This window comes from Paramagnetospirillum sp. (assembly GCF_058402745.1).
The window spans coordinates 112,390-132,677 of sequence record NZ_JBZVFI010000008.1 but is presented as its reverse complement, the minus strand read 5'-3'; the positions used below and the strand labels follow the sequence as shown (position 1 = coordinate 132,677).

Below are 20,288 nucleotides of genomic sequence, written 5' to 3'. Positions count from 1 at the left end.
GGGCGGATAGGGTTGGTCGAGGATGGGGACGCGCAAGGGGTCGAGGCTCATCTCAGGTTTTCTCGCGCGGACTGCAGGGGATGGCGTCGCGGCCGAGGTCCAGGCGGCAATGCCGGCCCAGACGCTCGCGCAGGGCGGCGCGGGCCCGGTGCAGCAGCACGCGGGAATGGCCCTCGGTGATGGACAGCGCCGCCGCCACCTCGGCATGGCCGGCGCCCCCCATGTCGTGCAGCACCAGCACCTCGCGCAGGCGGTCGGGCAGGGCGGTCAGGTGGGCGGTGATGCAGTCGCCCATCTCGGCGCGCATCAGGGTGGTGACGGCGTCGTCCTCCGGGGCGGGCAGGGCGGCGAGGCCGGCGGGGTCGGCGCTTTCCTCGCGTCGGGTGGCCGGCCGGCGGAAATGGTCGCGCAGCGCGTTCAGCGCGATGGCCGAGAGCCAGGTCAGCGGCCGCGACCGCCCGGCGAAGCCCTCGCGCCCCGCCATGGCCCGCAGCAGCGTTTCCTGGACGATGTCGTCGGCCAGATCGGCATTGCCGACCATGCCGAGCACGAAGCGGTGCAGCTCGCCCCGATGGGCCGTAAGGTCGAGAGTGGTCACGGTGCTGCTCTCCTGGTTGGGAAGGGGCGGGAGCGACCCTTCTTCCCGTTGGACGGAGGGGCGAGGCGTTACAATGTTTCCGTAATTCGAGAAATATGGAAGTATAGGGCGCGCCGAATCCGCCGCCGGGACAGGTTGGCCTCAGGGCTTGCGCGCCTCGATGGTGGCCGAGGCGACGTATTCCTCGATGCCCAGGCCCGGCGCCCAACTGGCGATCAGTTCGCGGCTTTCCGGCTTGGGTTCGATTCGGATGCCGGTGAAGCCGGCCTGGGCCAGCCAGTTGGACAGCTCGGCCACCGTGGCGGCGCCGCTGGCGCAGCCGGTCAGCAATTCCTTCATGGTGGCCAGCTCCGGCGGAAGGGGGCGCAGCATCACCACGTCGGAGATCGCCACCCGGCCGCCGGGCTTCAGCACCCGGAAGGCCTCGTTCAGGACGGCGGGCTTGTCCGGCGACAGGTTGATGACGCAATTGGAGATGACCACGTCGGCGGTGTTGTCGGCGATGGGCAGGTGCTCGATCTCGCCCAGGCGGAACTCGACGTTGGACAGCCCCAGTTTGGCGGCGTTGGCCCGCGCCTTGGCCAGCATTTCATGGGTCATGTCGACGCCGATCACCCGGCCGCTTTCGCCGACCTGCCGGATGGCGAGGAAAGCGTCGAAGCCCGCGCCGCTGCCCAGGTCCACCACCACCTCGCCGGGGCGCATGGCGGCGATGGCCTGGGGATTGCCGCATCCCAGCCCGAGATTGGCCCCGTCCCCGGCGGCGGCAAGGTCGGATTCGTCATAGCCCATGCGCTTGGCCAGGGCATCGGCATCGGGCGCCGGGCCGCAGCAGGAGGAGGAGGAGGCCGGAGCCGGCGTGCAGCAGGACGAGGCGGCGCCGGCGGCGATGGCGCCGTAGCGGCTGCGGACCAAGTCGCGGATCTGGTCGGGGGTCATGGTCGGGGTCTCCTCAGGAGCAGCAGGGATCGCGTGAGCAGCAATTCTCGGTGAGATAGCCCACCACCGCCCGCATGCGTCCGTATGCGGCGGAATAGATCAACGAGCGCCCGTCGCGTCGCACCGTCACCAATCCGGCATTCTTCAGATGGGACAGGTGGAACGACAGGGTGTTGGGGGTGATCGCCAGTTCCTCGGCGATCTGCCCGGCCGGCATTCCCGCCGGCCCGGCGGTCACCAGCAGGCGGAAGACCCGCAGACGGGAATCCTGGGCCAGGGCGGAAAGGGCGGCGATGATGTCTTGTTCTTCCATAATTCGAGATATATGGAATTAAATGCCCGATGTCAATACCCGGCTCGTCGTCGTCGTCGGGACGAACCGTGCCGGCGGCTATCGCTCCATGTCGTAGCGCCGCATCTTCTCCCACAGGTTCTTGCGCGAGATGCCCAGCAGGTCGGCGGCCTTGCCGATGGCGCCGTCGGCGCGGGCCAGGGCCGACAGGATGGCGGCGCGCTCGGCATCCTCGACGGCAGTTCTGAGGTCGGTGGGAGCGGGGGCGCAATCCGTCTCCGCCTCCGCCTCCGCCTCGAGATGATGGGCCTCCAGCTGCGGGCCGTCGGCCAATGCGGCCGCCCGCTCGACCAGCCGCCGCAATTCGCGGCCGTTGCCCGGCAGCCGGAGGGCGCGCAGGCATTCCTCGGCGGCGGGGGAAAAGCCGGTGACGCGCCGGCCGCTGGCCGCCGCCGCCTGGGCCAGGAACTGACGGGCGATGTGGACGATGTCCTCGGGCCGCTCGCGAAGGGGGGGAACCCGGATCTGGATGACGGAAAGCCGCCAGAGCAGATCGGGGCGAACGGCGGACTCGGTCTCGGCCCTGACATCCTCGCGCCGCGCCGCGATGACGCGCAGACCGGGCTGGGGGCGGCTGATCAGCTGAAGCAGCTGTCCTTGCAGCCGGTCGGGAAGCTCCGCCACCTCGTCCAGGAACAGCGAGCCGCCCGCCGCCCGCTCGGCGGCCGAGGAAAGGTCGTCCTCCACATCGCCATCGCTTTCCCAGGGGGCGCAGTTCAGCCTGATGAACGGTCCCGCCGCCCGTGGGCTGTTGTGATGGATCATGGCCGCCACCTGACGCTTGCCGGTCCCGCGTTCGCCGGAAATCAGCACCGGGGCATCCACGGTGCGGATGCGCGAGATGGTGCGTTCCAGCCGCAGAATCGCCGGGTCCTGCCCCAGCAGACCGGAACCCAGCCGAAAGCGTTCGATGGCGGGACCGTCGGCCAGCCGCATGTCGGCCAGGGTGGAAAGGGTCCGCCGCACCAGTTGGATGAAGGCGGGCAGATTGAAAGGCTTTTCCAGGTAGTCCACGGCCCCGGCCTTGACCAGGGCCACGGCGTCGGACACCGAGCCATAGGCCGTCATCAGGATGAAGGGCAGGCCGGGCTGAAGCCGTGAAATCTCCAGGAACAGATCGCTGCCCAGTCCGTCGGGCAGGCGAATGTCGCAGACCACCAGATCGACGCCTCCGGTTCCCAGCCACCAGCGGGCTTCCTTCAGGGTCGAGGCGCCGGTCGCTCCGATGCCCTCCAGCTTCAGGCGGTCCACCAGGGACAGCAGCATGATCTCGTCATCCTCGACCACCAGAACCCGCAGGCGCTCACGCTCCATTTCCGCCTCCTTCCACCGGCACGTGGAGACGGAACAGGCTGCCCTTGCCCACCTGGCTGTCGACCCTGATGCCGCCCCCCATGGAGGTCAGCAGCCGCAAGGTGATCCACAATCCCAGGCCGGTGCCCCCCTTTCTCGACGAATAGAAGGGGTCGAAGATGTGGCGAAGGTCATCGGGAGCGATGCCGATGCCGCTGTCCTCGATTTCCATGCGCAGCACACGTCCGTCGAGAAAAGCCGAGAACCGCAGGCGGCCGCCGTCGGGCATAGCCTGGGCGGCGTTCTTGAGCAGGTTGAGCACCGCCTGCTGCAATCGCGGCCGGTTGATCCGCACCTGGGCATCGACCCGGTTGTCCCAGTCGAGCGTGATGCCGCTGCCGTCCAGTTCGGCGGCCAGCAGGTCGCGCAATTCATCCAGGCAGGCCGGATCGCAGGCCTCGGAGGCATGCTCCGCCCGCTGCTCCACCAGCAGGTCCTGGACGATGGCGCGGATGCGGAGCAGTCCCTTCTCGATGGGGGGAAGGTAGCGGGTGACCAGATCGGGCTGCTCCGGGTGGTCCTTGATGGTGGACAGACAGTTCAGGATGCCGGCCAGCGGGTTGTTGACCTCGTGCGCCACGCCGGCGGCGATGCGGCCCAGGGCGGCGGCTTTTTCGCTCTGGGCCAGTTCCCGTTCCAGGCGCTGCTTTTCCGAAACCTCCGCCGCCATGCGATTGAAGGCTTCACCCAGCTGGGCGATTTCGTCGCCCCCCTTGATGGCGACCGGGGCGTGGTCGCCGCGGCCCAGCAGGGCCATGGCGTCCGCCAGCTTGCGCAAGGGACCGACGGCCCCCAGCGACAGCCAGATTCCGACCAGGCTCGCCACCACGGCCAGCCCGAGCGCCAGGCCAAGGACGATCAGCGCCGCCTCCTGGGTGGCCTCGGTCAGATGGTGGGTGGACAGCCTGACCCGGACGACGCCCAGGTACTTTCCCCCCGAGATCACCGGCGCCACCCCTTCGGTGAACTCTCCGTTGCGGCCCTGAAGGGTGATCGGGGCGCGGGCCGCCAGCGCCGCCGACAGCAATGCCCCTTCCTCGTCGTCGTGAACCGGAAGCGGCAGGCCAAGGGGATTGGCGCCGGGGTGAAGGTGGGCGGAAACCCTGCCGTCGCTGCCGAGCACCATGGCGGTGATCAGCTCGCTCCTGTCGTCCACCCCTTCCAGGGCGACCTGCCGCAATGTCCGGTAGACCGACCAGCTGTCGTTGCGCAGCATGGAATCGGCGGCGGTGGCGGCGACCCAGCGGGCCAGGAGCCGGGCCTTGTCCGACAGGGCGTCGCGCAATTCCATGCGGTCCTTGCCGACCACGCCGGCGCCGATCACGCCGGCCACCCCCATGACCACCAGGCAGACGATGACCGGAAGCTTCAGCGACAGGCTCCAGGTGGACGGGCGCAGGGCGCTCATCGGATCGGTCGTGCCGATTGCAGCGCCCGGACCGTGTCGTAATGGGAGGCCGGAAGGGTGGTGAAGCCGTCCAGCATCATTTCCCCCAGCAACCGGCGGCCTTCGGCATCGGCGGCCATGTTGAGAAGCGCCTCGGAAAACAGCGAGCGCAGGCCCGGATCGATGCCGCGCCGCGCCACCATGGGGGGGAAGCCGAATTCGTCCGATCGCTGGATGATCCGGGTTCGCTCGGCGACCCTTGGCCGTTGGCTCGCCATGTATTCCCAGACGTAGGAATCGACGGCGGCGCCATCGGCCACCTTGTCGGCGACGGCTTCCACCGCCTGGCCGTGGTCCCAGGTGAAGAAGGTGGTGCGGAAGAACCGGTCGGGGCTGCGTCCCGCCTCCCGCAGCATGACTCGCGGCACGATGTAGCCGGTATTGGAATCGGGATCGGTATAGGCGAAGGACGTTCCCTCCAGATCCATCAGAGTGATGGTCGGCTTGTCGCTGTGGACGATGATGTAGGAGCGGTAGAGCGGCCGTCCGCGAAAGACCGGGGTGGCCACCAGATCCACCAGCTCGGCGTCCCAGGCCTGGACGAAGGAGTAGCTGCACACCCACGAGAAATCCAGCTCGCCGGTCCGCAGCATCTCGATGACGTCCCGGTAGCTGCGCCGCTGGATGAACTCCACCGGCCGCCCCAGCTTGCGTCCCAGATAGGCCGCCCAACGGTCGTAGAAGGGCAACTCGTCGCGGATGGCCGCCGCGGTCAGCGCGATGCGCACCGGAGCCTCGGCGGCGGCGGGAGGAGTAGGAAGAAGATACACGACAGCCGCCAGGGCGGCATATCCCAGCCACTGCCGGGCCAGGATGCAAAATGCCGATATGCGTTCCCGAGGATCGTGCATGCCGCCAATCTAGCACCGGTCCCCGGCCGGGGGTAGGTCGAGGAAAAACAGGCGAGGGGAATGAATGTTACCGGGCGGTTACCCCTGACTGAAATTCAGAGGCATTGTCGGTAAGGGTGGTTACCAATTGGTAACAACTCATTGTTTTCAATGGGAATTTTTCAAATCAGGCGCTCCATTGCCCTTGCGGCGCGGGATGTTCCGCCACAGAATACCCGCAACTTTCGTATGGAATTTCCGGCTCGAAAGGGTAGTCGGGAGCTTTCCATCCTTGCATGGCCCACGACAGGGGAGCGCCTGAGATGCTTGCTACACGTCGAGACTTTCTCATGGGGGCGGGGTCGCTTGCCGCCATCGCCGCGGCTTCCGGCATCGTCCCGGCCTATGCCAAGGTCGGAGGCGGCGCGGGCGGCAAGCTGGCCGAGGAAAGCGTCAAGTCGGTCTGCGTCCACTGCGTCAATTTCTGCGCCATCGAGGCACGCAAGGTGGGGGGCGTCGTCCGTTCGATCCAGCCCGACCGCGCCCGGCGCGACATCTACAATCACGGCATCTGCCCCAAGGGCGTGGCGGGCGGCTTTACCGCATACAATCCCTATCGGGTCAAGACTCCGCTGAAGCGGACCAATCCCGCCAAGGGGCTGGACCAGGATCCCAAATGGGTCGAGATCAGCTGGGACGAGGCCTTCCAGACCATCACCGACCGTCTGGCCAAGATCAAGGCGGACAACCCGTCGAAACTGATCTGGCAGCACGGCCACGGCAAGTACCTGATCGGCGACAATTTCCCCAAGGCCTTCTGCAAGGCGTTCGGAACCCCCAACGTCATCCATCGCACCACCACCTGCGAATCGGCCCGCCACGTGGCCGACGACATCACCTGGGGCTATCACGGCTTCCTGCCCGACATCGAGAACTGCAACCTATTCGTGGTGTTCGGCTCGAACTATTTCGAGGCCGAGCAGTTCGCCCGCTGGATGGACCATGCCGTGACCCGCGCCAAGGAGCGCGGCATGAAGATCGTGGTGGTGGAACCCCGGCTGTCCCATCCGGGCGCCAAGGCCGACATGTGGATTCCCATCCGCCCGGGCAAGGACGTGGTGCTGGTGATGGCGCTCACCAAGCTGCTGATCGACGACGGCAAGATCGACGAGCCCTTCCTGATCACCTACACCAACGCGCCGCAACTGGTCGGCGCCGATGGCCGCATCCTGCGCGACGGCGAGGGCAAGCCCCTGGTCTGGGACACCGCCAGCAAGTCGGCCAAGCCCTTCGTGGAGGGGGTGATTCCCGCCTTGCGCGGTACCTACACCGTGGATGGGAAGCAGGTCCGCACCGGCTTCGACGCCTATGCCGACAGCCTGAAGGACATGACGCCGGAGGCCGCGGCCGAGATCGCCGGCGTTCCGGCCGAGACCATCCGTGAACTGGCCGCCATGATCGGCCGGGAAATCCGGATCGGCACCACCACGAAGCTGGGGGATTTCTCCCACCGTTACCGGCCGGTCTCGCTGCACACCTGGCGGGGCATGACCGCCAAGGAGCATGGCGTCCAGACGTGGCGCTCGGCCCTGATGCTGCAGATGATCCTGGGGATTCCCGACGCCATCGGCGGCCACAAGCTGGGCAAGGTCCTCGACCACCCGGAATACATGGAGCCGGCCAAGTGCGAATATCCGCCCAAGCGGGTGGATCTGGCCAAGAGCGTCTACTTCCCCAACGGCCACCACGACGTCTGCCAGCAGGTGGCGCTGACCGTGCTCGACCCCAAGGCCTATGGCCTTCCCTACGAGCCGGAGATGCAGATCTTCTACGCCACCAACCGCCCGGCTTCGACCTCGGATACCGCGACCCAGTACAGGTCGATGGAAAAGACCTTCAACGTCACCATCGAAGTGCACATGAGCGAGACGGCCTGGATGTCCGACATCGTCCTGCCCGATCTCAACTATCTTGAATCGTGGCACATGGCCCCGACCCGCTCCAGTCCCCACGCCAAGCATACCGGCATCCGCCAGCCGGTGGTCAACGCCTACAACCTGAAGCACGACGGCTTCACCATCCTGTGGGAACTGGCCAAGCGCCTCAACATGCGTGACGCCTACGCCGAGGCCATCAACGGCGCCTGGAAGCTCAAGGATCACAAGTTCGAGAAGGGGCGCGACTACACCCCGCGCGAGGCGGTGGAGATCCTGTGGGCGGAAGCCACCAAGGGCAAGCCCTTCGACGTCGCCCTGAAGGACGGCTTCGTCGGCAGCCAGCTCGCTCCCGCCGATGTCTACACCAAGGGGATCGAGGCCAAGTGCAAGGGCCCCGGCAAGCCGAAGATGCAGTTCTACGGCGATTCCATGCTGGGAACCTTCGCCAAGGTGAAGGCCACCGTCGAGAAGTCGGGTATCAAGAATATCGACCTTGAACGCTACAAGATCGCCTATTCCCCCGTCCCGCTGAAGGACCACGCCTTCCCGACGCCTCACCGCGAGGCGACGAACCTGCCCTTCTACCTGATCACCTTCAAGCGCATGTACCGCAACCAGACGGCTTGCTCCAACACCAATCCCATCCTGAACTTCGCCATCGGCAAGGACACCCAGGACAACGCCATCATGATCAACACCTCGGCGGCAACCAAGCTGGGGATCAAGGACGGCGACACGGTGGCGGTCACCACCCGCATCGGCAAGGTCACCGGCAAATGCAAGCTGACCGAGGGCATCCGCCCCGACACGGTGGGCATCTCCTACCACTACGGGCACGCCCATGCGGGATGGCCGGAATACGCAAAGAAGGGCGTGGACGTGAATCGCGTCCTCGAGCTTCATCCCGACCTGCTGTCGGGCATGAACTCGTTCAACGACACCAAGTGCAACGTCACCAAGGCGTAAGGAGCGGCAATCATGAAGCTGGTTCGTGTCATCGATACCAAGCGGTGTATGGGCTGCCGGTCCTGCGTCGCGGCCTGCGCGGTGGAAAACCATTTCACGCCGGGGTCTCCCTGGAACGTGATGATCGAGTCCGAGGGTGGGACTTTTCCCAACGTCTACCGCACCTTCGTCACCATGAACTGCATGCACTGCGAGCACCCGTCCTGCAAGACGGCCTGCGACAAGGCGGGGTTCAAGGCCATCTCCAAGAACGATCTTGGAATCGTGCTGATCGACTATGACAAGTGCACCGGCTGCGGCTATTGCGCGGCGGTCTGCCCCTATGGCGTGCCGCAGATCAACGGCAAGGCACTCGACAACCTCTATCCCGGCCAGGCCGCCACGCCGCCCGAGGCGGTGTCGGGAGCGGACCGCCATCCCACCCATCGCAAGCGGCCCAATGTCGCCGAGAAGTGCACCTTCTGCTGGCACAAGCTGGAAAAGGCCGTGGCCGACGGCAAGACCGACCGCATCGGCAAGGACCCGCAATACACCCCAGCCTGTGATCTGGTTTGTCCGGTTGATGCGCGGGCTTTCGGCAATATCGAAGATCCGACCTCCACCGTCGCCAAGCAGGTGGGCGCCAAGAAGGCCAGTCAATTGAAGCGCCAGTTCGGCACCAAGCCGCAGGTTTACTACGTTCTGGAAGGGGGAGATGCGTGATGAAGACCATCCTGCTCGCGGCCCTTCTGATGGTCGCCACCGCACTGTCTCCCGCATTCGCCCAGCAGGCGAAGGAGAAACCCGCCGGTGCCGGCATCATTGCGGATCAGATCCGCGAAGGTGAACTCTCTCCCGGCGACAAGTACAACCTGGAGGTGGGAAGCCGCTTCCACCGGATTCATACCAAATTCATGGCGATCGGCTGCCAGACCTGTCATGCCGGGGTCAAATTCCCCGAGAACATCCAGTTCCTGCGCCGCGAGGAGTTCCCGCTGGCCGCCTATCCCGGCGCGGTCGATCGGGGCACCTGCCTGGGCTGCCATCGCGGCGAGGACAATCTGGCGACCGAGTTCTACAAGGTGCCGCCGAAATGACCGCCCTGGACAGAGCCCCGGAAAGCCGGCAGCGGGCGGATGCCTACTGGTTCCTCTCGACCCTGTTCGCCGAGGCGCCGGCCGAGGAATGGCTGGCCCGCATGGTCGCCGTGGCCGAGCAGGGCCGGGGCGAGCCGGCGGGAATCGGCGGCGCCATCCTGGCCGCCCTGGGATCGGAGACCGACATCGCGGCCCTGGCCCGGCGTCTGGCGGTCGAGCACGCCCGCCTGTTCCTCGGCATCCGCGAGGGCTATGGCCCGCCGCCGCCCTACGAATCCCTGTGGCGCGAGGGCCGGATGATGGGGGAATGCACCATCGCCGTCCTGGCCGCCTACGCCGATGCGGGGTTCGAGCCCGACGGACGCTGGGGGCCGCCCGACCATCTGGTCGAGCAGCTGCGCTTCATCGCCAGCCTGGCCAATGGCGAGGGTGATGCCTGGGGCGCGGGCCGGGAGGATGACGCCCTTTGGGCGCGCGAAAGGCAGACCGCCTTCATGACGCGGCATCTGCACGCCTGGATGCCCGCCTATTGCAGAGCCGTCGAAGCCCAAGCCACCGAGCCGCTGTATCAGGCCCTTGCCCGCGTCGCCGCCGAGATCGTGGCCGACGACGCCCGCTATCTGGGGCTTGCCTGATGTCTGGATTTACCGGGGCCGCGACAGGCTCCAAGGGGGACAGATGACCAACGCTCTGCGCCGTCGCCCGGTCGGGGCCGCCCTGCTGATCCTCGCCGTCCTGCTGATGGCATGGCCGGCCTGGGCGCAAACCAAGGGAGCCGTGCCCAAGGATCCCGAAACCATCGAGCAGATCCGCAAATGGAACGCGGAATGCTTCGACTGCCATACCGAAGCCGCCCTGCACAAGCCGCCGCGCCCGGACATGGACATGGCCAAGCTGGCCCAGGCCCTGACCGATCCGGCGGCCTACGGCAAATCCAATCATGCGGGAATGGCCTGCCGGACCTGCCATCTGGACACCTACCGGGACTATCCCCACGCGGTTGCCGGAAAGCCGAAGCCCGAGACCCTGGCCTGCAACGAGTGCCATGCCCAAAAGGCGTGGCGCGTGGAAGATCAGGTGGCCAAGAGCGTCCACTCCAAGAATCTCAGCGGCAAGTTCACCTGCAACACCTGCCACAACGCCCACGTCTACACCAAGGCCGAGCTCCTCAAGGATCCGGCCAAGGTGGTGGCCCAGGACAACGGCATCTGCCTGAACTGCCACGAGTCGGACAAGAAGTTCGCGGAATTCGGCGGGACGCTGACTCCGCAGAAGAAGCGCCCCGACATCGACGCCATACATGCCTGGCTGCCCAACACCAAGCGGCACTGGCAGGCGGTGCGCTGCATCGATTGCCATACGCCGGCCTCGACCAACCGCACCCTGGCCATGTCGCACGAGATCCTCAACAAGGACAAGGCCCAGCGCGACTGCGTCACCTGTCACACCAAGGACAGCGCCCTCAGGACCCGTCTTTACAGACACATGGCGGAGACGGAGACGGCCAGCCTCGGATTCCTCAACAGCGCCGTCATGGGGGAATCCTACGTGATCGGCGCCACCCGGAACACCTATCTCGACCTGCTGGGGTTGGGAATGGTCGGCCTCACCCTGGCCGGTGTCGTCGGCCACGGCCTGATCCGCATCCTGATCGCCCGGCGCAGGAGGGACAAATGAGCACCCATCGCATCTTCATCCTGCCGCTGTGGATCCGGCTTTGGCACTGGACCAACGCCCTGCTGATCATCACCCTGGCGGTGACGGGGGCGAGCCTTCATTTCGCCGATCCGACCCTGCCGCTGGTTCCCTTCGCCTCGGCGGCGAGGCTGCATGACATCGCCGGACTGTCCCTGGCCGGGCTCTACGCCTTCTTCGTGGTCGCCAACATCGTGACCGGCAACTGGTGGCAATACGTCCCCAAGCCCGGCGGTTTCCTGGAGCGCTGCGCCAAGCAGACCCGGTTCTATTGCTGGGGCATCTTCCGGGGAGAGGATCACCCCTATCCGCCGACCAAGGAAGCCAATTTCAACTCGCTCCAGCAGATCGTCTACTGGATCATCATGTACTTCTTCATGCCGCTCCTGGTGCTGACCGGCCTGATCTTCCTGTGGCCGGACCTGGCGCCCAACCGCGTGTTCGGCATGGACGGCCTGGTGCCGGTGGCGGTGCTGCACTATCTGGTCGGACTGGTCGTCGTGACCTTCATGATCGCCCACATCTATCTCGGCACCACCGGGGTGAAGGTCACCAGCCTGTTCAAGATGATGATCACCGGATGGCACGAGGAGTAGGAACGCGCCATTTCGGGATCCGTGGACTGCCCCGGCCTTCCTGCATTGATGGGCCATGGCCTCGCTCAGACCGGCGAAAAGCCCAGGCTTGTATGCATGAGGGGCGTGCTTTCCATTGATTTGTGGCGCGCCGACCTGAATGATGGTCGAAATGCATGCGCAGAAGGCTTTGCACCGACCATGAGCCGCCTCCCCAACAAAGGAACCCGCACCGAGGATCTGCGGCGCCAGCTCGCCGACGAGATCCTCGAGGGCCGGCTCGCCCCCGGCCAGCACCTGGACGAACAGGAGGTGGCGGCGCGGTTCGGGGTGTCCCGTACTCCGGTGCGCGAGGCGCTGCGGTTGCTGGCCGCCACCGGGCTGGTGCAGGAACGCCCGCGCAAGGGCGCCGTGGTGGCGGTCATCACCCAGGAGCGCATGGCCGAGATGTTCGAGACCATGGGCGAGATCGAGGCGGCCTGCGCCCGCTTCTGCGCCCAGCGCATGACCGAGGCGGAGAAGCGGGCGCTGGCCCGGCTTCATTCCGGCGCGACCGGGCTGGTGACGGATGCCGATCCCGGACTCTACGACCAGTTCAACACCGAGTTCCATTCGGCCTTGTATAGCGGGTGCCACAACGGCTTCCTGGAGGAGACCGCAAGGGCCATGCGCCAGCGTCTGCGCCCCTTTCGCCGCGCCCAGTTCCGCGTCTCGGGCCGGGTGGAGCATTCCTGGGCCGAGCACGACGCGGTGGTCCGCGCCATCCTGAGGGGCGACGGCGAGGCCGCCTACTACACCATGCGCGCCCATGTCTCGGCGGTGGGCGATGCCTCGGCCGACCTGCTCAGCCGTCTTGGGAAGCGATGAAGGCCCGCCAGCCGCCGAAGCCGGAAATGTCCCGGGCGCCCTCCACGGCGCAGGCCTCGCAGAGGAAGCCGCAAACGGTTCGCCCATCCGCCAGTTCAACGGCGCCGACGCCCAGGGGGGCCGGAATGGCGGCGACGAACCGGCCGAACGCGGCGTGGGTCATCTCCCACACCTCGCCCTCCACCGATACGCCGGTGCCGTCGGACCGGCGGACCATGCCCGGCCGGCGGGGTGTTCCCGGCAGGGCGTGAAGCCCGTAGACCGGGGCGGTCCGGCAGCTTTCCACCAGCCGGGCCCCCAGGCCGGTCAACTGGCCGTTCAACGGCTGGCCGGACAGATGCCCGCCCACCACCAGCAGGCGGGTCAGGCCATCGCGGCCGTATTCCATGCCGCGTTCCGGGGGAAGGTGGCGGCTCGCCCCCATGGGCAGCCCGGCCGCCCGGTGCATCCGGGCCGCCGCCTCGGCCAGCATGGCCTCGGAAAAGGCCGGCGCCATCAGGGTGACGCCGCAGGGCAGGCCATCGGCCCGCATGGCGGCCGGAATGGCGATGGCGCACAGGTCCAGCAGATTCACGAAATTGGTATAGGCCCCCAGATTGGTGTTGGTCGCCACGGGATCGGCCCGGACCTGGCCGATTGTGTAGATGGTGCCGCTGGTGGGCAGCAGCATCATGTCCATGCGCGCCCATTGCTCTTGGGCGAGGTTCCGCAGTTCCTCCAGGCGGTAGGCGGCGCGGAAGGCCTCGACCGCCGTCTTGCCTCTTCCTCCCATGATGATGGCGCGGGTGACGTCCAGGGCGCTGGCCGGATGCTCGGCGATGAAATCCCCCACGGCGGCGGTCCGCTCCGCCACCCATGGTCCGGAATAGAGCAGGCCCGCCGCGTCTGCGAAGGGCGCGAAGTCGATCTCCACCACCTGCCAGCCCAGGGTCCTGGCCCGCTCCACCGCCAGGGCGTAGACGGCCTCGGCGTCCTTGTCGCCGAAGAAGCGCAACTGGTTCGCCGCCGGAACGCCGAGACGGCCGCCCTTGGCCGGAGCCGGCGCCATGGCCGGGGCCGTCCGGCTGTATCCGTCGCCGGGATCGTGTCCGGCGAGAACCTCGAGGACGCTCATGCTGTCCTCGACGGTCAGGGCGAACACCGACACGCAATCCAGCGACCGGCAGGCGGGCACCACGCCCCGCGCGCTGACCAGGCCCTTGGTCGGCTTCAACCCGACGATATTGTTGAAGCCCGCCGGCACCCGCCCCGATCCCGCCGTGTCGGTTCCCAGGGAAAAGGACACCAGCCCCGCCGCCACCGCCACCGCCGAGCCCGAACTGGACCCGCCGGGAATGTAATCGGCATTGAAGGGGTTGCGCGCCACGCCATAGGGCGAGCGCACCCCCACCAGGCCGGTGGCGAACTGATCCATGTTGGTCTTGCCCACCAGGATCGCTCCGGCCGCCAGCAGGCGGCGGACGGTCTCGGCATCGGCTCCGGCCGTGTATGCATAATCGGGGCAGCCGGCGGTGGTCGGCATTCCGCCCACGTCGATGTTGTCCTTCACGGCGAAGGGAATGCCGTACAGGGGCAGTTCGGAGCGCCGGGCCGCCGGAACCGCCTCCAATTCGGCGGCGCGCCGCAGCAACGCGGCCTCGTCCACCCTGGCGATCCACACCTTGTCGTCGACGGCGGCCTCGATCCGCGCCAGGACCTGCGCCACCACCTGGGATGGGGAAAACGAACCCGATGCATAGCCGGCGGCCAGGGCGGCGATATCCAGGCTGGAAGAGGACGACAGGGTCATGGCGGTGATCCTTGGGCGGAAGTTGTGCATGCACGCATGCATGCAAATGCCGCGCCGATCGGGAATATCGGCGATTTCAGCGCGAAAAGCCGCTGCTCGTGCATGCAAAAGCCGGATTTTTGGTCATAGCTGCGTAATTTTTAATCATGTGGCCGAATCTGGCTATTTTTATTGCATTCATCGCCGCTCCCATCGTCGTCCGCACGGAAGAACGTGAGTCTCCAGCTTAGTTTATAGGCAGATGCCCCGCCAGCCCCACCCCCGTCCGGCAAGGCGGGAATCGCCTTTTTCCGCCGGAAACGCCGGGGTTTCCAGGCTGGCACGGAGATTGCCTCTGTCTTGCATACATGCAGGCGGTCCGCCGCCCCGATCTGATCCGCGAGGAGGGAGTTCATGAACGCTTTGCTGCGCACCACCGGACTGGCCATGGCCCTGGCACTTTGCTCCGTGCCCGCCATGGCACAAAGCCGGGACGAGTCCCTCCTTGTCGTGGTGGAATCCGGAACCAACAGCCTGGACATCCACGCGGTCGGCGCCAATCCCGCCAGCTACGGCGTCGCCTGGAACATCTACGACCGCCTGCTGACCTACGGGACCAAGACGCTGCCGGACGGCACCCTGTCCTACGACTATTCCAGCATCAAGCCCGAGCTGGCCGAGAGCTGGGCCTTCACCGCCGACGACGAGATCACCTTCCGCCTGCGCAAGGACGCCAGGTTCCACGACGGCACCCCCGTCACCGCCAAGGACGTGAAGTGGTCCTTCGACCGCATGGTGGCGGTGGGCGGTTTTCCCACCTTCCAGATGAAGGCGGGGTCGCTGGAAAAGGCCGAGCAGTTCATCGCCGTGGACGACCATACCTTCAAGATCAAGCTGCTCAGGAAGGACAAGCTGACCGTGCCCGATCTGGGGGTGCCGGTTCCCGTCGTGCTGAACTCCGAGCTGATCAAGAAGCACGCCACCGAGAAGGACCCCTGGGGCCTGGAGTGGAGCAAGAACAACGACGCCGGCGGCGGCGCCTACAAGGTCGAAAGCTGGAAGCCGGGCGAGCAGCTGGTGCTGGTCCGCTTCGACGAATGGAAGAGCGGCCCGCTGCCCAAGATGAAGAAGATCGTCATCCGTGACGTCCCCTCGTCGGGCAACCGCCGCGCCCTGGTGGAGCGGGGCGACGTGGACCTGTCCTTCGACCTGCCGCCCAAGGACGCCCAGGAACTGGCCAAGGCGGGCAAGGTCAAGGTGGTGGGCGCCCCCATCGAGAACTCGCTGTGGTACGCGGGCATGGGGGTCAAGCAGCCGCCCTTCGACAACGTCAAGGTCCGCCAGGCGGTCGCCTATGCCCTGCCTTACCAGAAGATCATGGACGCCGTGGTCTATGGCCGCGCCATTCCCATGTTCGGCGGCCCGGCCCAGCCGTCCAAGGCCGTCTGGCCGCAGCCCTCGCCCTACACCACCGACATCGCCAAGGCCAGGAAGCTGCTGGCCGAGGCCGGCTTCCCCAACGGCTTCGAGACGGTCATCCACATCAACCAGGGCGTCGCCAGCCTGTCCGAGCCCATGGCCACCCTGACCCAGGAATCCCTGGCCCAGATCGGCATCAAGGCCACCATCAACAAGGTCCCCGGCGCCAATTGGCGGGCCGCCATGCTGAAGAAGGACATGCCGATGTTCATCGACACCTTCGCCGGCTGGCTGAACTATCCCGACTACTATTTCTTCTGGGGCTATCACGGCCAGAACGCGGTGTTCAACGTCATGAGCTATCAGAATCCCGAGATGGACAAGCTGATCGACGCCGCCCGCTTCGAACCCGACCGCGCCAGGTACGAGGAGCAGGTCAAGGGCTTCGTCAAGATCGCCTGGGACGACGTGCCGCGCGCGCCCTTGTTCCAGTACTACCTGGACGCCGCCATGCAGAAGAAGGTCCAGGGCTACACCTACTGGTTCCACCGGGCCATCGACTTCCGGTCCATCTCCAAGAACTGATTGCCCCAACGGAGGCGGCCGCGCTCGGCCGCCTCCCCTGGCGGGAGCCATCCCATGCCGCCTGTCATCCTGCTGATCGCCAAGCGAGTCCTCGGTGCCCTGCCCAGCATCGCCGCCGTTGTGGTCGTCACCTTCGTCCTGACCAGGGCCCTGCCGGGCGATCCCGCCGCCTATTTCGCCGGCCCCGCCGCCAATCAGGACTCGGTCGAGGAAATCCGCCGCAAGCTGGGACTGGACAAGCCGCTTCCCGTCCAGTTCGTCGCCTATCTGGGCGACCTCGCCCAGGGAAATTTCGGCACCTCCCTCACCACCGGCCAGCCCGTCGCCGCCGACATCGCCCAGCGCCTGCCCGCCTCGGTGGAGCTGACCCTGTGCGGCCTGCTGCTGGCCCTGGTGATCGCCCTTCCGCTGGGTATCGCCGCCGCCACCCGACCGGGATCCTGGGTCGATCATCTGGCCCGGGTGATCAGCACGGCGGGGGTGTCGTTGCCGGTGTTCTTCACCGGGCTGCTGCTGGTCTACGTCTTTTACTACCTGCTGGGCTGGGCGCCGGCCCCCATGGGGCGGCTGGACCTGTTCGCCACCGCGCCGCCCACCCTGACCGGCTTCTACCTCGTCGATTCCCTGATCGCCGGGGACGGAGCGGCCTTTCGCGCCAGCGCCGCCCAGCTGGCCCTGCCGGCGCTCACCCTGGGCCTGTTCGCCCTGGCCCCCCTGGCCCGCATGACGCGGGCCTCCATGCTGGGGGTGCTGTCCTCGGACTTCATCCGCACCGCGCGGGCCAGCGGTCTGTCGCGGGGCACCGTGCTGGTCACCTACGCGCTGCGCAATGCCCTGCTGCCGGTGGTGACCACGCTCGGCATGGTCTTCTCGTTCCTGCTGGGCGCCAACGTGCTGGTGGAAAAGGTGTTCGCCTGGCCGGGCATCGGCTCCTACGCCATCGAGGCGCTGGTCGCCTCCGACTACGCTCCCGTCCAGGGCTTCATTCTCACCATGGCGGTGTTGTACGTGGCCCTCAACCTGATGATCGACATCCTTTACGGCCTGATCGATCCGCGCGTGAGGATCGAGGGATGAGCGAGACGGCCCGCCACATCCGCTACGTCCTGGCCGAGAACCCGGTCACCGCCGGAGCCTTCGCCGGATTCGCGCTGCTGATCCTGCTGGCGCTGTTCGGCCCCGCCCTGGCTCCCTACGACCCGCTGGCCAGCAATACCGATCTGGCGCTGAGCCCGCCCAGCGCCCAGCACTGGTTCGGCACCGACCATCTGGGCCGCGACATCCTGTCGCGGGTCATGGTGGCGGCCCGCCTGGACATGCAGATCGCCCTGGCGGCGGTGGCGCTGTCCTTCGCCTTCGGGTCGCTGCTGGGATTGCTGGCGGGCTGGCACGGTGGCCGCGTCGACAGCCTGATCGGCCGGGTGGTGGACACGGTGATGGCCTTTCCCCTGTTCGTGCTGGCCATGGGCATCGTCGCCGCCCTGGGCAACACCGTGGGCAACATCATCTATGCCACCGCCATCATCAACATGCCCTTCTACGCCCGCATGGCCCGCGCCGAGACCGCCGCCCGGAGGGACGCCGGTTTCGTCGAGGCGGCGCGGCTGTCGGGCAATTCCGACCTGCGCATCCTGGCCTTCCAGATCTTTCCCAACATCCTGCCGCCCATGATGGTGCAGGCCTCGCTGAACCTGGGCTACGCCATCCTGAACGCCGCCGGCCTGTCGTTCATCGGCCTGGGCGTGCGCCCGCCCACGCCGGAATGGGGCATCCTGGTGGCCGAGGGCGCCACCTACATCGTCTCCGGCGAGTGGTGGGTGGCCCTGTTCCCCGGCCTGGCCCTGATGGCGGCGGTGTTCTGCTTCAACCTGCTGGGCGACGGGTTGCGCGACATCATTGACCCGCGCAGGAGGACATGATGCTGCTCGCCGTCGAGAACCTGTCGCTGGAATTCCGCACCCGCTCGGGCGCCGTCAAGGCGCTGGAGGACGTCAGCCTGTCCCTGGCCAAGGGCGAGACCCTGGGCGTGGTGGGCGAATCGGGGTCGGGAAAGTCGGTCCTGTCCTTCGCGGTGATGGGCATTTCCGACGCCGCCGCCACGGTGACGGGGGGCAGCATCCGCTTCGAGGGACTGGACCTCCTCACCAGCGACGGCGATTCTCTGGACGAACTGCGCGGCGCCGAGATGGCCATGATCTTCCAAAATCCGCGCACGGCGCTCAACCCCATCCGACCGGTGGGCCGTCAGATCGCCGACGTCCTGCTGCGCCATGGCGGCGTCACCCGCGCCCAGGCGAAGACGAGGGCGGTGGAAATGCTGGCCAAGGTGCGCATCCCCGATCCCGAGCGCCGCGCCCTGGCCTATCCCTTCGAGATGTCGGGCGGCATGTGCCAAAGGGTGATGATCGCCCTGGCGCTGGCCTGCGGTCCCAAGCTGCTGATCGCCGACGAGCCCACCACCGGCCTGGACGTGACCACCCAGGCGGCGATCATGGATCTGATCGGGGACCTGGCGCGGGAAAGCAACATGGCCACCCTGCTGATCACCCACGACCTGGGGCTGGCGGCGGAGCGCTGCCACCGCATCGCGGTGATGCATGCCGGCCATGTGGTGGAGGTGGCACCGGCCGCCGAGCTGTTCGCCCGTCCGCGCCATCCCTACACCGCCCGGCTGATCGCCACCACTCCGCGGCCGGGCGCCAGCCTTGCCGGGCTCGAGCCCATTCCCGGCTCGCTGCCCGATCTGCGGGGGGCGCTGCCTCCCTGCCGCTATGCCGGGCGATGCGAGCGCCGGATCGCGGAGTGCGACCTTGGGCCGCTGCTCCGCCGGGGCGATGCCGAGCGCGGCGTCGCCTGCCGCAACCCCATCCTGGGAGACGCCGCATGAGGCCGCTTCTCGACGTCGTCGACCTGTGCCGTCGCTTTCCCGTGGGCAAGGATTCGGTCCTGCACGCCGTCGACCAGGTCAGCCTGAAGGTCATGCCGGGCGAGGCGGTGGGGCTGGTGGGCGAATCCGGCTGCGGCAAGTCGACCCTGGTGCGCATGCTGACCCGCGTCCTCGACCCCTCGGAAGGCTCGATCCGCTTCGAGGACAAGGAGATCGGCTACATCCCGGCCTCCCGCTTCACCCGGTCGCCGGACCGCGCCCTGATCCAGATGGTGTTCCAGGACCCCACGGAAAGCCTCAACCCCCGCTTCACCGCCTTCGACTGCATCGCCGATCCCCTGTTGCGGCTGAAGGGGAAATGGACCAAATCCGCCTTGGCGGCGCGGGTGGAGGAACTGGCCGCCATGGTCGGCCTGCCGTCGGCGCTGCTCGGCCGCTTTCCCCATCAGCTGTCCGGCGGCCAGAAGGCCCGGGTGGGCATCGCCCGCGCCCTGGGGCCCGAGCCCCGCCTGCTCATCCTCGATGAGCCCACTTCGGCGCTGGACGTGTCGGTGCAGGCGGTCATCCTGAAGCTGCTGGACGATCTGCGCCGGCGGCTGGGTGTCGGCTACCTTTTCGTCAGCCATGATCTCAACGTGGTGCGCCTGCTGTGCGAGCGTGTCGTGGTGATGTATCTGGGCAAGGTGGTGGAGACCGGCCCGGTGGCGCGGGTCTTCGGCGCGCCCGCCCATCCCTACACCCGCGCCCTGCTGTCGGCGATTCCCGCCGCGCCCGGAGCGGCCGCCCTCAGGACCCGGCTTTCCGGCGAGCCGCGCAGCCCCATCGACCCGTCACCCAATGTTTGCCGGTTCTTTGGCCGCTGCCCGGAAAGTCATGCCCGCTGCGAGGCCGAGATGCCGCCGCTGGCCGATATCGTCCCCGGGCATCGGGCGGCCTGTCACGGAGCCCTCCCCTCCGTTTGACGGAAGGCGGTTGGGGCCTCACCCGATTCCAC

At 67.1% G+C, this 20,288-nt stretch carries 19 protein-coding genes; 12 read left to right on the top strand and 7 right to left on the bottom strand.

Going from position 1 to position 20,288, the window contains the following annotated elements:
• Window positions 1-52 precede the first annotated feature (52 nt).
• The 6 genes from ACV4UZ_RS06460 to ACV4UZ_RS06435 form a co-directional block, all read right to left on the bottom strand.
• Window positions 53-598, bottom strand: a complete 546-nt coding sequence (locus tag ACV4UZ_RS06460; RefSeq protein ID WP_491600083.1) for an RNA polymerase sigma factor — start codon at window positions 596-598, stop codon at window positions 53-55.
• Between the two features lie 141 nt (window positions 599-739).
• Window positions 740-1,537 (bottom strand): arsenite methyltransferase, encoded by a 798-nt coding sequence (locus ACV4UZ_RS06455; RefSeq protein WP_491600082.1) that lies wholly within the window; start codon window positions 1,535-1,537, stop codon window positions 740-742.
• A gap of 13 nt (window positions 1,538-1,550) precedes the next feature.
• A complete protein-coding gene (locus ACV4UZ_RS06450; RefSeq protein WP_491600081.1) occupies window positions 1,551-1,850 on the bottom strand; it encodes an ArsR/SmtB family transcription factor in 300 nt (99 codons plus the stop codon).
• 78 nt (window positions 1,851-1,928) lie between these two features.
• Window positions 1,929-3,203, bottom strand: a complete 1,275-nt coding sequence (locus ACV4UZ_RS06445; protein WP_491600080.1) for a sigma-54-dependent transcriptional regulator — start codon at window positions 3,201-3,203, stop codon at window positions 1,929-1,931.
• Window positions 3,193-4,650, bottom strand: a complete 1,458-nt coding sequence (locus ACV4UZ_RS06440; protein WP_491600079.1) for a sensor histidine kinase — start codon at window positions 4,648-4,650, stop codon at window positions 3,193-3,195. Before ACV4UZ_RS06440 ends, ACV4UZ_RS06445 begins: the two co-directional genes overlap by 11 nt.
• Window positions 4,647-5,459, bottom strand: coding sequence for a substrate-binding domain-containing protein (locus ACV4UZ_RS06435; RefSeq protein WP_491600078.1), 813 nt, complete (start codon window positions 5,457-5,459; stop codon window positions 4,647-4,649). The genes ACV4UZ_RS06440 and ACV4UZ_RS06435 overlap by 4 nt, the downstream gene beginning before the upstream one ends.
• Before the next feature lie 383 nt (window positions 5,460-5,842).
• On the opposite strand from ACV4UZ_RS06435, the gene ACV4UZ_RS06430 reads away from it, so the two are divergent.
• The 7 genes from ACV4UZ_RS06430 to ACV4UZ_RS06400 all read left to right on the top strand — a co-directional run bounded on the left by ACV4UZ_RS06430 (window position 5,843) and on the right by ACV4UZ_RS06400 (window position 12,635).
• Window positions 5,843-8,422, top strand: a complete 2,580-nt coding sequence (locus ACV4UZ_RS06430) for a molybdopterin-containing oxidoreductase family protein (protein WP_491600077.1) — start codon at window positions 5,843-5,845, stop codon at window positions 8,420-8,422.
• A gap of 12 nt (window positions 8,423-8,434) precedes the next feature.
• Window positions 8,435-9,124 carry a 4Fe-4S dicluster domain-containing protein gene (locus ACV4UZ_RS06425; RefSeq protein ID WP_491600076.1) on the top strand — a complete coding sequence of 230 codons (690 nt, stop codon included), beginning with the start codon at window positions 8,435-8,437 and terminating at the stop codon, window positions 9,122-9,124.
• Window positions 9,124-9,498 carry a hypothetical protein gene (locus tag ACV4UZ_RS06420; protein WP_491600075.1) on the top strand — a complete coding sequence of 125 codons (375 nt, stop codon included), beginning with the start codon at window positions 9,124-9,126 and terminating at the stop codon, window positions 9,496-9,498. Before ACV4UZ_RS06425 ends, ACV4UZ_RS06420 begins: the two co-directional genes overlap by 1 nt.
• The gene (locus tag ACV4UZ_RS06415; protein WP_491600074.1) at window positions 9,495-10,133 is read left to right on the top strand and encodes a TorD/DmsD family molecular chaperone; all 639 of its coding nucleotides are present in this window, start codon (window positions 9,495-9,497) and stop codon (window positions 10,131-10,133) included. Before ACV4UZ_RS06420 ends, ACV4UZ_RS06415 begins: the two co-directional genes overlap by 4 nt.
• A 43-nt stretch (window positions 10,134-10,176) precedes the next feature.
• Entirely contained in the window at window positions 10,177-11,175 is a 999-nt protein-coding gene (locus ACV4UZ_RS06410; RefSeq protein WP_491600073.1) for a cytochrome c3 family protein, read from the top strand.
• A complete protein-coding gene (locus ACV4UZ_RS06405; RefSeq protein ID WP_491600072.1) occupies window positions 11,172-11,789 on the top strand; it encodes a cytochrome b/b6 domain-containing protein in 618 nt (205 codons plus the stop codon). Before ACV4UZ_RS06410 ends, ACV4UZ_RS06405 begins: the two co-directional genes overlap by 4 nt.
• Before the next feature lie 180 nt (window positions 11,790-11,969).
• Window positions 11,970-12,635 (top strand): GntR family transcriptional regulator, encoded by a 666-nt coding sequence (locus ACV4UZ_RS06400; protein WP_491600071.1) that lies wholly within the window; start codon window positions 11,970-11,972, stop codon window positions 12,633-12,635.
• Here ACV4UZ_RS06400 and atzF read toward each other — a convergent pair.
• Window positions 12,613-14,424 (bottom strand): allophanate hydrolase, encoded by a 1,812-nt coding sequence (atzF, locus tag ACV4UZ_RS06395; protein WP_491600070.1) that lies wholly within the window; start codon window positions 14,422-14,424, stop codon window positions 12,613-12,615. The two genes, ACV4UZ_RS06400 and atzF, sit on opposite strands and share 23 nt — an antisense overlap.
• Before the next feature lie 393 nt (window positions 14,425-14,817).
• Between atzF and ACV4UZ_RS06390 the strand changes: the two genes are divergently transcribed.
• Genes ACV4UZ_RS06390 through ACV4UZ_RS06370 form a run of 5 tightly spaced genes read left to right on the top strand, consistent with a single transcriptional unit; the run spans window position 14,818 to window position 20,256 of the window.
• Window positions 14,818-16,407: an ABC transporter substrate-binding protein gene (locus ACV4UZ_RS06390; RefSeq protein ID WP_491600069.1), complete on the top strand. Its 1,590-nt coding sequence runs from the start codon at window positions 14,818-14,820 to the stop codon at window positions 16,405-16,407.
• Between the two features lie 54 nt (window positions 16,408-16,461).
• Entirely contained in the window at window positions 16,462-17,484 is a 1,023-nt protein-coding gene (locus tag ACV4UZ_RS06385) for an ABC transporter permease (protein ID WP_491600068.1), read from the top strand.
• Window positions 17,481-18,326: an ABC transporter permease gene (locus ACV4UZ_RS06380; protein ID WP_491600067.1), complete on the top strand. Its 846-nt coding sequence runs from the start codon at window positions 17,481-17,483 to the stop codon at window positions 18,324-18,326. The genes ACV4UZ_RS06385 and ACV4UZ_RS06380 overlap by 4 nt, the downstream gene beginning before the upstream one ends.
• On the top strand, window positions 18,323-19,294 hold the full coding sequence (locus ACV4UZ_RS06375; protein ID WP_491600066.1) for an ABC transporter ATP-binding protein: 972 nt from the start codon (window positions 18,323-18,325) through the stop codon (window positions 19,292-19,294). The genes ACV4UZ_RS06380 and ACV4UZ_RS06375 overlap by 4 nt, the downstream gene beginning before the upstream one ends.
• A complete protein-coding gene (locus ACV4UZ_RS06370; RefSeq protein WP_491600065.1) occupies window positions 19,291-20,256 on the top strand; it encodes an oligopeptide/dipeptide ABC transporter ATP-binding protein in 966 nt (321 codons plus the stop codon). The genes ACV4UZ_RS06375 and ACV4UZ_RS06370 overlap by 4 nt, the downstream gene beginning before the upstream one ends.
• Window positions 20,257-20,288 lie beyond the last annotated feature (32 nt).

What these genes read in the sequence shown, in the direction of transcription:
- atzF (WP_491600070.1), bottom strand. Translation starts at nt 14,424, where the DNA reads ATGACCCTGTCGTCCTCTTCCAGCCTGGATATCGCCGCCCTGGCCGCC.
- ACV4UZ_RS06385 (WP_491600068.1), top strand. Translation starts at nt 16,462, where the DNA reads ATGCCGCCTGTCATCCTGCTGATCGCCAAGCGAGTCCTCGGTGCCCTG.
- ACV4UZ_RS06425 (WP_491600076.1), top strand. Translation starts at nt 8,435, where the DNA reads ATGAAGCTGGTTCGTGTCATCGATACCAAGCGGTGTATGGGCTGCCGG.
- ACV4UZ_RS06420 (WP_491600075.1), top strand. Translation starts at nt 9,124, where the DNA reads ATGAAGACCATCCTGCTCGCGGCCCTTCTGATGGTCGCCACCGCACTG.
- ACV4UZ_RS06400 (WP_491600071.1), top strand. Translation starts at nt 11,970, where the DNA reads ATGAGCCGCCTCCCCAACAAAGGAACCCGCACCGAGGATCTGCGGCGC.
- ACV4UZ_RS06440 (WP_491600079.1), bottom strand. Translation starts at nt 4,650, where the DNA reads ATGAGCGCCCTGCGCCCGTCCACCTGGAGCCTGTCGCTGAAGCTTCCG.
- ACV4UZ_RS06370 (WP_491600065.1), top strand. Translation starts at nt 19,291, where the DNA reads ATGAGGCCGCTTCTCGACGTCGTCGACCTGTGCCGTCGCTTTCCCGTG.
- ACV4UZ_RS06445 (WP_491600080.1), bottom strand. Translation starts at nt 3,203, where the DNA reads ATGGAGCGTGAGCGCCTGCGGGTTCTGGTGGTCGAGGATGACGAGATC.
- ACV4UZ_RS06380 (WP_491600067.1), top strand. Translation starts at nt 17,481, where the DNA reads ATGAGCGAGACGGCCCGCCACATCCGCTACGTCCTGGCCGAGAACCCG.
- ACV4UZ_RS06390 (WP_491600069.1), top strand. Translation starts at nt 14,818, where the DNA reads ATGAACGCTTTGCTGCGCACCACCGGACTGGCCATGGCCCTGGCACTT.
- ACV4UZ_RS06455 (WP_491600082.1), bottom strand. Translation starts at nt 1,537, where the DNA reads ATGACCCCCGACCAGATCCGCGACTTGGTCCGCAGCCGCTACGGCGCC.
- ACV4UZ_RS06410 (WP_491600073.1), top strand. Translation starts at nt 10,177, where the DNA reads ATGACCAACGCTCTGCGCCGTCGCCCGGTCGGGGCCGCCCTGCTGATC.
- ACV4UZ_RS06405 (WP_491600072.1), top strand. Translation starts at nt 11,172, where the DNA reads ATGAGCACCCATCGCATCTTCATCCTGCCGCTGTGGATCCGGCTTTGG.
- ACV4UZ_RS06430 (WP_491600077.1), top strand. Translation starts at nt 5,843, where the DNA reads ATGCTTGCTACACGTCGAGACTTTCTCATGGGGGCGGGGTCGCTTGCC.
- ACV4UZ_RS06415 (WP_491600074.1), top strand. Translation starts at nt 9,495, where the DNA reads ATGACCGCCCTGGACAGAGCCCCGGAAAGCCGGCAGCGGGCGGATGCC.
- ACV4UZ_RS06375 (WP_491600066.1), top strand. Translation starts at nt 18,323, where the DNA reads ATGATGCTGCTCGCCGTCGAGAACCTGTCGCTGGAATTCCGCACCCGC.
- ACV4UZ_RS06450 (WP_491600081.1), bottom strand. Translation starts at nt 1,850, where the DNA reads ATGGAAGAACAAGACATCATCGCCGCCCTTTCCGCCCTGGCCCAGGAT.